The sequence below is a fragment of the Pseudomonas sp. P5_A2_2 genome, assembly GCF_054177685.1.
Window position 1 is genome coordinate 1 of record NZ_JBGCUL010000124.1, and the last position, 8,782, is coordinate 8,782.

The following is an 8,782-nucleotide window of genomic DNA, read 5'->3' on the forward strand; positions in this document are numbered from 1 at the left end:
TCCTTGATGGCCGCCAGGTTCCAGCCCGCCAGTGGCACCATCAGGTACAGCGCCAACGACATCGCGACCACCACCCAGGCCTTGCGCACCAGTACGGGCAGCACCAGTGGCAAACCCGCCAATAGCACGATGTACAGGGGCAACGGGTCCATCAGGTTCGGCTTGAAGCGCAACAGCAGTTCATCGATCAAGGCCTGCTGCGGGTTGCTGATGAAGTGATGCATGCCCATTTCCTCCACCAGATCCCGTGTTTCCACATGGCTGTTGGCGAAAAACACAATGCCCATCAGCATCGCCAGCAGGAAGATATGCACCACGTAGAGCACCCACGCCCGGCGCAGGATTTTCACGCAGGCGATCAGAACGCCTTCGCGCGCCAGGACCTTGCCGTACGCCAGCACGGCCGCGAAACCTGCCAGGAACACGAAAACCTCGGCTGCATCGCTGAAACCGAAGTTGCGCAGGGTGATTTGCCCCAACGGGTTGTGGGGCACGTGATCCCAAAAGATGAAGATCAGTGCCAGACCACGAAAAAAGTCGATCCGGTGATCGCGCGCTAACGTCATGACAGCAGGCTCGTAACAGCAGGTAAAAATGGGATTGGCCGTGGGCACAAAAGGCCGCGCGCCCAAGCGGCGGCGCGCAGGGTGGACTGATTTGCGGGCAATTGCAAAACCGGGATATTACCGGATGTCTCGGGCGTTGCCCCAAGGCCCAACCGCTGGTCCGAAAGGTCCAAAAACCTGCGATTTGTGACAGTGGACAGGCTGAAATATTAATGAGTGCAACGTTCTTAAAACGGGAGTCTCACATGAGACTGTTGTGGAAGGGGCTGTCCAGTTACACAGTGATCGGGGTCGCCAACACCCTGATTCACTGGCAGGTCTTTTTCCTGCTGAGCGTGGCGGCCGGCCTTAGCCAGGCACTCAGCAACCTGGCGGCCTTCTGCGTGGCTGCTTCGTTTTCCTTCTACATGAATGCGCAATTTACCTTCGCCGCCAGGTCCTCGGTCGGCGGCTATCTACTGTTTGTTTCGGGCATGGGGGCGTTGAGCCTGGGTGTCGGCTATCTGGGCGACATCTGGCGATTGCACGGTTTGTTCACCGTGGCCCTGTTTTCCGCGTTGAGCCTGGTGTTCGGCTTCCTGTATTCCAAATACGTGGTGTTTCGCGAGCGTGGCGCATGAAAGTCTCGTTGATTGTTCCGGTGTTCAATGAGGAACAGGCGATTGACCTGTTCTACCAAGCCGTGCGCCAGGAATCCTCGCTAAGCCCATATCAGGTTGAAATCCTGTTCATCAATGACGGCAGCACCGATCACACTTTATTGCTGGCGAGTTCGATCGCTCAGCAGGACAGCGATGTGCTGCTGATTAATTTTTCGCGCAACTTCGGCAAAGAGCCTGCGCTGTTTGCCGGGCTGGAATATGCCACCGGCGATGCGGTCATTCCGATGGATGTGGACTTGCAAGACCCGGTCAGTGTCATTTCCCGTCTAATCAAGGAGTGGACCGATGGCGCTGACGTGGTGCTTGCCAAGCGCCGCAATCGTTCGGCCGACGGTTATTTCAAACGCCATTTCGCGGCCCTGTTCTACCACCTGCTCAATCGGATTGCCTCAACCCGCATCGAAGAAAATGTCGGTGATTTTCGCTTGATGGACAGGAAAGTCGTTGACGTCATCAAGAGCCTGCCGGAACAGCAGCTGTTCATGAAGGGGGTGCTGTCATGGGCCGGATTCAATACGCGAGTCATTGAATACGATCGCGCGCCACGTGCCGCCGGCAAAAGCAAATTCAATATCTGGAAGCTATGGAACCTGGCACTTGAAGGCATCACCTCGTTCAGCACGGTGCCATTGCGTGTTTGGTCCTACGTGGGCGGCATCATCTCGCTGGCGGCACTTGTGTATGCGGCCTGCATGATTCTGGACAAGATTCTCTTCGGTAACGATGTCCCGGGGTATCCGTCCCTGATGACTGCCATTTTGTTCTTGGGCGGCGTTCAATTGATTGGCATCGGCATCCTCGGTGAATACATCGGGCGCATCTATATGGAGTCCAAGCATCGGCCCCGCTATGTCATCAAGGACATCATCAAAAGCAGTGACGAGTCGGCCGACAAACCCTCACTGAAGAGAATTGTATGAACGCGACGGAACGTCTGGCCGAGGATGTCCAGGAGCGTCAGTGGCGTTGGGCCGTCTACCCATCGATTGTGCTGGCGTTGTTCACCCTGGCCCTGATCGTTCGATTTCACGGGATTTCAGTCCCGATCATCTGGTACGACGAAGGCTATAGCCTGATGCTGAGCGAGCGTTCGCCGGCATTGATCTGGTCCACCACGGCGGGAGACGTTCATCCACCGTTGTATTACGTGATTCTTCATTACTGGACGATGCTGTTTGGCGCCAGTGTGGTGGCTGTGCGCGGACTGAGCACCGTGGCGGATGTGGGCACGGTGCTGCTGTGTATCAAACTGATGAGTCTGCTCGCCACGCGAAGAGCGACCTGTATCGCCGGAGTTTTGCTGGTGCTGCTGCCGATCTCGGTTCGTTACAGCCAGGAAGTGCGCATGTACACGCTCGTCGGTTTCTGGCTGATGGCCGCCACGGTCGCGCTGGTCTGCTGGAGTCGGCAACCGCAACTCAAACGCTATCCCGTGATGTACGTGCTGCTGATGACGGCGGCTTTCTACACGCACTACTTTGCAGCGCTCTGTGTGCTGGTGCATTGGCTGTACTGGTCGGGGCTGGGCAGTGGCGAGTCGGCATCGTTGCCTGTGCGCAAGTGGCTGATGGCCAATGTCGCGATCGTCGTGCTGTATTCGCCTTGGTTATCGCATTTCATTGACCAGACGTGGAAAATGAAAGGACTCGAATGGATCACGCCCACCACATGGGAAATGTTGCCGAGCTTTATCGCGCAATGTGTGGCGATGATATCAGCCACGGATGGCGGGTTATGGGGGGGGCTGATTGTCTCGGCAGTGATAATCGCCTGTTGTGTGATGGCGTTGCGATATGGGCGCTCCGGTCGCCGCTCGACCGTGCTGGTCATCGCCTATTTCTTCGTGCCGGTCATCACGGTATTTTTCTTGTCATTGGCCGTTCCGATCTTCGTTCCCAGGTACCTGGTGTTTGCCGCAGCCGGTTTGCCTTTGTTCGTTGCCGTTGTGCTGGATCGGTTGGCTGAACGACGCCCTGTGATTGCATTCCTCTGCTTGAGCATGTTTGTTGCGGGGGAAGTACATGGACTGCAGAAAGTGTATTCGCAACAAGACGGGCTGAACGGAACCTTCATTCGTAAAATGGCCAGGCTGGACACCTTGGCCGATGGCATCAAAAGGGAGGCTGAGGCGGGCGACGAGTTGGTCGTTGACGGCTTGTACTGGTATTTGCCGTTCCATTACTACAACACCACGGGTATCCAGCCGAGGCTTTACATCGCCCGATTGCCGACAGGCGCTTCGGACGGCCCTTCCAACTATGGTGGCTGGCTTCTTATCCCTCAGACTTTGGACTGGATTTTTTTCGACAATGTCGCAACAGTAAAACTCAGTTCCAAAAGAGTCTGGTGGGTGACCGGCAGGCCCCGGCCGGAAAAAGTCGTGACATTTCCCAAGGGGTGGAAACAGACGCAGACCCTCAAGGGAGGGGAAGTCGAGGCGCGCCTGTTTATTCTGGGCGACGAGCGCTGAAGTCCTCTCGGACTGTCAGCGCTATGGAATTGAGCATTAAGCCGCCGCTATTTCACTCGGCTCGAAACTGTCGGCCCGGGCCATCTGCCACATCCGCGAATAGAACTCGCCGTTCACTTCACCCGTCAGCAATTCCCCTGGCTTGAGGAACACGTGCAGCTGCGAGAACAACTTGATCTCGGTCGCCGACATGCGTCGTACCAGGTGCTTGGCCGATAGCTGCGACGGATGTTCGAGGCCGGCGGCGGCGAGCATTTCCGCCAGGGCCTTGAGGGTGTTGCGGTGGAAGTTGTAAACCCGCTGGGCCTTGTCCGGTACCACCAGTGCGCGCTGGCGCAAGGTGTCCTGGGTGGCGACGCCGGTCGGGCATTTATTGGTGTGGCAGCTCTGCGACTGGATGCAGCCGATGGCGAACATGAAGCCGCGCGCCGAGTTGGCCCAATCGGCGCCGATGGCCAGCACGCTGGCGATGTCGAAGGCGCTGACGATCTTGCCGCTGGCGCCGAGCTTGATCTTGTCCCGCAGATTCAGGCCCACCAGGGTGTTGTGCACGAACAGCAGGCCTTCGCGCATCGGCACGCCGATGTGGTCGGTGAACTCCACGGGTGCGGCGCCGGTGCCACCTTCCTTGCCGTCAACGACGATGAAGTCCGGGAGGATGCCAGTCTCCAGCATGGCCTTGGCGATGCCCATGAACTCCCACGGATGGCCGAGGCAGAACTTGAAGCCCACCGGTTTGCCGCCGGACAGTTCGCGCAGTTGTGCGATGAAATGCATCATTTCGATGGGTGTGGAAAACGCGCTGTGGCGTGACGGTGACACACAGTCTTCGCCCATCAGGATGCCGCGGGTTTCGGCGATTTCTTTGGTGACCTTGTGCTTGGGCAGGATGCCGCCATGGCCGGGCTTGGCGCCCTGGCTCATCTTGATTTCGATCATCCGCACCTGGGGCGTCCGGGCTTGCGCCGCGAAGCGTTCCGGGTCGAAGCGACCGTCGCTGGTGCGGCAGCCAAAGTAACCGCTACCCAGTTCCCAGGTCAGATCGCCACCGTTTTCCCGGTGATAGGGGCTGATGCTGCCTTCGCCGGTGTCATGGGCGAAATTACCCAGCTTGGCACCCTGGTTCAACGCGCGGATGGCGTTGGCGCTGAGCGAGCCGAAACTCATGGCCGAGATATTGAACACCGACGCCGAATACGGCTGGGTGCACTGCGGCCCGCCGACGGTGACCCGGAAACTGCTCGGGTCGCTCAACGGCGCGGGGCGCATGGAATGGCCGATGAATTCGAAACCCGACTGATACACGTCAATCAGCGTGCCGAAGGGTTTGTCGGCGGTTTCATTCTTGGCCCGGGAGTAGACCAGCGAGCGCTGGGCCCGGGAGAAGGGCAGGGCGTCGCTGTCGGATTCGAGCAGGTACTGACGGATTTCCGGGCGGATGCCTTCGACCAGGTAGCGGATATTGCCGAGGATCGGGTAATTTCGGCGCACCGCGTGGGGACTTTGCAGCAGATCGAACAGGCCGATCAGGCTGAGGACGGCGGTGACGGCGGTTATCGGCCAGAGCCATTCATATTCAAGAAACGGCAGGCTGGCGAGGGTGAAAATCACGCAGACGGCAAAGAAGGCGTAGCGGCTCAGGAGTGACAGGCTCATACGGTTTCCTTGGGTTCGGACTCAATAAATTTGGCTAAACACAAAACACTGTGGGAGCGAGCTTGCTCGCGATGGCGGTCTTTCATTCAGTATTGATAGCGACTGAACCACCGCTATCGCGAGCAAGCTCGCTCCCACATAAAAGCAAAGTGCTCCACAGGTCATTCAGGCATTTTGTGCCTGCAGAAAAATCGAAAACAGCTCGGACTGGGACTTGATCCCCAGCTTGCTGTACATGTGTTTCTTGTGGACTTTCACGGTTTCGACCGAGATTTCCAGCTTACGGGCGATTTCTTTACTGGAGCAACCGCTGAGCATCAAGCGCCCGACATCCAGCTCCCGGGCCGTCAACTGCGCACCTTTGAGCTGCTGCACCGAGGCCTCCAGTTGTACCCGCCAATCAGCTTGCGGCGGTGCGGGGGCCAGGGCCACGACTTCGTTGATTTCATAGGGTAGACGCTGGCGCAACAGGCCGAGCACCCACGGCTGGATCAACGACAACAAGGCGATCTGCTGGCCGCTGAAGCGCTGGGTGCTGCCCAGCGACAGGCACAGCKTGYGGTCGCCTTCGAGCTGACAATTGAACTGGATTTCGTCGGCCACCACATTAAGACGAAAGTAGCGTTGGTAATACTCGGTCAGCTCGAAGTGCTCCGGGGCCACTTCCGAAAGGCGATACAGCCCGGTGCGTGATTGCTCGCGGCAGGCGATGTAGAACGGGTCGAGCAGGTACAGGCCGCGTAGGTAATCCTGGAACAGTTGATCAGGGCTGCCATCCTCGCCGGGGCACTCGGCGAACACCTGCGGGCGCTGATCGGCACTGAAAAGCAGGGCCACCCAGCTGTCGAAGGACACGTACTGGTCCAGCAGGCGTACAAGCTGGGTCCAGAAATTGGGCTTGTCCAGGGCGTCGATCAGTTGCCCCACCGAGCGGTGCCAGGCGATGTCGTCCAACGAGAGTGTCATGCATCTACCCCTATCGTGTTACCCCAGCGGCGTAATTCCCCGCCCGGTTGCTTGCTGCGCATACTGGCGCACAGACACCGACCGGGCAATCTTTCTGCCGCCCGGCCCATGACAAGGAATACCCATGAAGGTCGAACTCGCCCAATTGGCAGGCCGTGACAACGATACGGCCTACAACCTCGAACGCACCCTGGCGGCGATGGCTGCGTGCGCAGCCGACACGCAACTGATCCTGTTCCCCGAAGGCCACTTGATGGGCTTCCCTTCGGCGGAGTCCGTGGCCGAGGTGGCCGAGGCGCTGGACGGCCCGTCTGTCAGTGCGGTGATCGCCGCCGCCCGCCAGCGCAATATCGCCGTGGCCATCGGCATGGCCGAAAACGACAACGGCCGTTTCTACAACACCACGTTGCTGATCACCCCAGAGGGCATCGCGCTGAAATACCGCAAGACTCACTTGTGGGCTTCGGATCGCGGTGTCTACGAGGCGGGCGATCGCTACGCCACTTGCCTGTTCAACGGCGTGCGTGTGGGCCTGCTGATTTGCTACGACATCGAATTCCCCGAAAGCGCCCGCGCCCTGGCGCAATTGGGTGCCGAACTGTTGATCGTCACCAACGGCAACATGGACCCGTACGGCCCGACCCACCGCACCGCGATCATGGCCCGCGCCCAGGAAAACCAGGCGTTTGCGCTGATGGTCAACCGGGTGCAAGAGGGTGACGGTGGTTTGTTGTTTGCCGGCGGCAGCGCATTGGTCGATCCGCTGGGCACCTTGTTGTTCGAAGCCGGACGCGAGGAAGGGCAGTTTGCGGTCGAACTGGACCTGAACCGGTTGACGGCGGCGCGCCAGGATTATCGCTATCTGGATGATCAGCGGCTGAGATTGCCGGGGGAGGTGGTTGAGCATGCATCCGGATTGCGCGAGCTGCTGATTCCAGCGCGCTGATCCGGATTACTTGTCGACCGGGCTGCCGCCATCGCGAGCAGGCTCGCTCCCACAGGATTTGTGTCATTAACAAAATCTGAATCCACAGGAGACCCCTGTGGGAGCGAGCTTGCTCGCGATGGGGGCCTGACAGACGACACACCTGTTTGACCATTCACCCTAGAACAACAACGCAACACCCGTAACTTGCGCCGAACTCGGCTCTGCCATAAATCCAATAAAATCCGGAGTAGTCGCTCATGGCTCGTTTGCAACGCACCCTGTCATTAGGGTCGGTGGTGCTGTTTGGCATCGCCTACATGACGCCGATCATTGTACTCGGCACCTTTGGCATCCTCGCCCAATCCACCGCCGGCATGGTGCCGGCCGCGTACCTCGCGGCGCTGGTGGCGATGTTCTTCACCGCCATGAGCTACGGGCGCATGGCCTCGGCGTTCCCGGTGGCCGGCTCGGCCTACAGCTATGTGCGCAAGGCCATCAGCCCGAAACTCGGGTTCATCGCCGGTTGGGCGGTGCTGCTCGATTACCTGTTCCTGCCGATGGCGATCTGGCTGATCGGTGCGGCCTACCTCAACTCCGCATTCCCGGCCGTGCCGCAGTGGGTCTGGGTGCTGGCKTTCATCGGSRTSACCAGCGCGATCAAYATCGTYGGCCTGAAACTGGCCAACGGCATCAACGCCTTGCTGATGCTGGTGCAGTTTTTGGTGCTGATCGCCTTCGTCGCGTTGTGCGTGCATTACGTCGGCGGCGATGCGAGCACGCCGTTGTGGTCGATCAAACCGTTCTTCAATGGTGACATGCAGATGCCGTTGATCATGAGCGGCGCGGCCATCGCCTGCTACTCGTTCCTCGGCTTCGACGCGGTCAGCACCCTGACCGAAGAAACCCGCGATCCACGCCGCACCATTCCCCGGGCGATTATGCTGATCACCCTGATCGGCGGGCTGATTTTCGTCGGTGTCTCGTACTTTGTGCAGATTGCTCATCCGTCGTTCCAGTTCGACAACGTCGACTCGGCGGCCTACGAAATTGCCCGCAACATCGGTGGCGACCTGTTCGTATCGATCTTCCTGATCGGCCTGATCGTCGGCCAGTTCGCCTCGGGCCTGTCGGCCCAAGCCAGCGGTTCGCGGCTGCTGTATGCCATGGGCCGCGACGGCGTGTTGCCAAAAGCGTTTTTCGGCACCTTACACGAACGCTTCGGCACGCCCATCAACAGCATCCTGCTGTGCGCAGTGGTGGCGTTGCTGGCACTGAAACTGGACGTCACCACCTCGACCTCGTTCATCAACTTCGGTGCGTTCCTGGCGTTCAGCCTGGTCAACCTGTCGGTGATCTTCCATTACTGGATCGGTGGCGAGAAAAAAGGTGCGCGCGAATTCGTGCTGTTCCTGCTGTTTCCGTTCATCGGCCTGGCGGCGGATTTGTGGCTGATGGTCAGCCTCGATCATCTGGCGGTGTACCTGGGGTTGACCTGGCTGGCGATTGGCGTGGTGTACCTGGCAGTGTTGACCGG

General features: G+C 59.1%; 8 protein-coding genes. 5 read left to right on the top strand and 3 right to left on the bottom strand.

Annotated features, from left to right (window positions below; genetic code table 11):
* Positions 1 to 566 (bottom strand): OpgC family protein (locus ACXRVY_RS10925; RefSeq protein WP_458237378.1); only part of this gene is annotated, 566 nt, incomplete at its 3' end.
* Positions 567 to 811: 245 nt separating this feature from the next.
* Between ACXRVY_RS10925 and ACXRVY_RS10930 the strand changes: the two genes are divergently transcribed.
* From ACXRVY_RS10930 to ACXRVY_RS10940, 3 genes are read left to right on the top strand one after another with little or no spacing between them, the layout of a single operon-like run.
* The gene (locus ACXRVY_RS10930; protein ID WP_223458238.1) at positions 812 to 1,186 is read left to right on the top strand and encodes a GtrA family protein; all 375 of its coding nucleotides are present in this window, start codon (positions 812 to 814) and stop codon (positions 1,184 to 1,186) included.
* On the top strand, positions 1,183 to 2,148 hold the full coding sequence (locus ACXRVY_RS10935; protein WP_223458240.1) for a glycosyltransferase family 2 protein: 966 nt from the start codon (positions 1,183 to 1,185) through the stop codon (positions 2,146 to 2,148). Before ACXRVY_RS10930 ends, ACXRVY_RS10935 begins: the two co-directional genes overlap by 4 nt.
* Complete coding sequence (locus ACXRVY_RS10940) at positions 2,145 to 3,698, top strand: glycosyltransferase family 39 protein (RefSeq protein ID WP_223458242.1); 1,554 nt, start codon at positions 2,145 to 2,147, stop codon at positions 3,696 to 3,698. Before ACXRVY_RS10935 ends, ACXRVY_RS10940 begins: the two co-directional genes overlap by 4 nt.
* Before the next feature lie 36 nt (positions 3,699 to 3,734).
* Here ACXRVY_RS10940 and ACXRVY_RS10945 read toward each other — a convergent pair whose 3' ends face one another.
* Positions 3,735 to 5,354 (bottom strand): FMN-binding glutamate synthase family protein, encoded by a 1,620-nt coding sequence (locus ACXRVY_RS10945; protein WP_223458244.1) that lies wholly within the window; start codon positions 5,352 to 5,354, stop codon positions 3,735 to 3,737.
* A 165-nt stretch (positions 5,355 to 5,519) separates the two neighbouring features.
* A complete protein-coding gene (locus ACXRVY_RS10950) occupies positions 5,520 to 6,320 on the bottom strand; it encodes a response regulator transcription factor (RefSeq protein WP_458237379.1) in 801 nt (266 codons plus the stop codon).
* Between the two features lie 124 nt (positions 6,321 to 6,444).
* Here ACXRVY_RS10950 and ACXRVY_RS10955 point away from each other — a divergent pair, with 124 nt between their 5' ends.
* On the top strand, positions 6,445 to 7,266 hold the full coding sequence (locus tag ACXRVY_RS10955; protein ID WP_223458246.1) for a carbon-nitrogen hydrolase family protein: 822 nt from the start codon (positions 6,445 to 6,447) through the stop codon (positions 7,264 to 7,266).
* A 239-nt stretch (positions 7,267 to 7,505) separates the two neighbouring features.
* The coding region (locus ACXRVY_RS10960) for an APC family permease (protein WP_458237380.1) at positions 7,506 to 8,782 on the top strand (1,277 nt) is incomplete at its 3' end.